The sequence below is a fragment of the Neisseria sp. P0009.S007 genome (assembly GCF_051962515.1).
Genome location: NZ_JBQCVF010000656.1, coordinates 1 through 905, shown reverse-complemented (window position 1 = coordinate 905; position 905 = coordinate 1). Strand labels below are relative to the sequence as shown.

The following is a 905-nucleotide window of genomic DNA, read 5'->3' as shown; positions in this document are numbered from 1 at the left end:
GTCTTAATCAGCCTGCCGGCGGTGGAAATTTTGAGCGTGGATTTGGAAAATATCGAAGTGTACGATATTCAGACCGGATCGTTTAATTTGCTGCCTATGGATAAGTCGGTATTTAAGACGGTGCAGGAAGAGGCGAGACGGCAGGTGTTGCAAAGCGCGTGTAAGGCTGAGATTTTGGAACATGCCAACCGTCAGGTGCAAATGCAGTTGGAAAACTTGTTTGCATTGACGCAGACGAAGGTATCCGTCTATCCGGCTGCGGTAGGGAAGTGCGGTTAAATAGATTGCTTGCAAAGATAAGGCCGTCTGAAAAATTTTCAGACGGCCTTTGTTTCATCAAGCCATTATCCGCGTCGTAAAACGGCAGTATTGATGTATTTTTGAATACCGATGGCAATGGCTTGGGCGCATTGTTGGCGGAATGATTCGCTGCTGAGCAGCCGCTCTTCGGTAGGGTTGGAGAGGAAGGCGGTTTCCACCAAAATGGACGGAACATCCGGCGCGCGGAGGACGGCGAAGTTGGCCTCGTCAACGCGGCCTTTGTGCAACTGGTTGAGCTTGCCTAATTCGGTCAAGACGGAATGGCCGAGCTTGCGGCTGTCGCGCAGGGTTGCGGTTTGGGTCATGTCTAAAATGGCGTTGTCGACATTGGGGTTGCCGCTGGTTTGTACGCCACCGATGGCATCGGCGTTGTTTTGGGTTTGGGCAAGGAATTTTGCCGCCGAGCTGGTCGCGCCTTTGGTATTGAGCATATACACGCCGGTACCGCGAGCGGACGGGCTGGTAAAGGCATCGGCGTGGATGGACACGAATACGTCGGCATTGCGTGCACGGCCTTTGGCAACGCGTACGCCCAATGGGATAAAGATGTCTTCGTTGCGCGTCATGAATACGTTGTAACCCAA

2 protein-coding genes are annotated in these 905 nt (G+C 52.7%); one reads left to right on the top strand and one right to left on the bottom strand.

Annotated features, from left to right (window positions below):
- Positions 1 to 279 (top strand): DUF4230 domain-containing protein (locus ACTHS3_RS15475; RefSeq protein WP_440368437.1); only part of this gene is annotated, 279 nt, incomplete at its 5' end.
- 65 nt (positions 280 to 344) lie between these two features.
- On the opposite strand, the gene ACTHS3_RS15470 is transcribed toward ACTHS3_RS15475, so the two are convergent.
- A partial coding sequence (locus tag ACTHS3_RS15470; RefSeq protein ID WP_440368436.1) for an N-acetylmuramoyl-L-alanine amidase occupies positions 345 to 905 on the bottom strand: 561 nt, incomplete at its 5' end.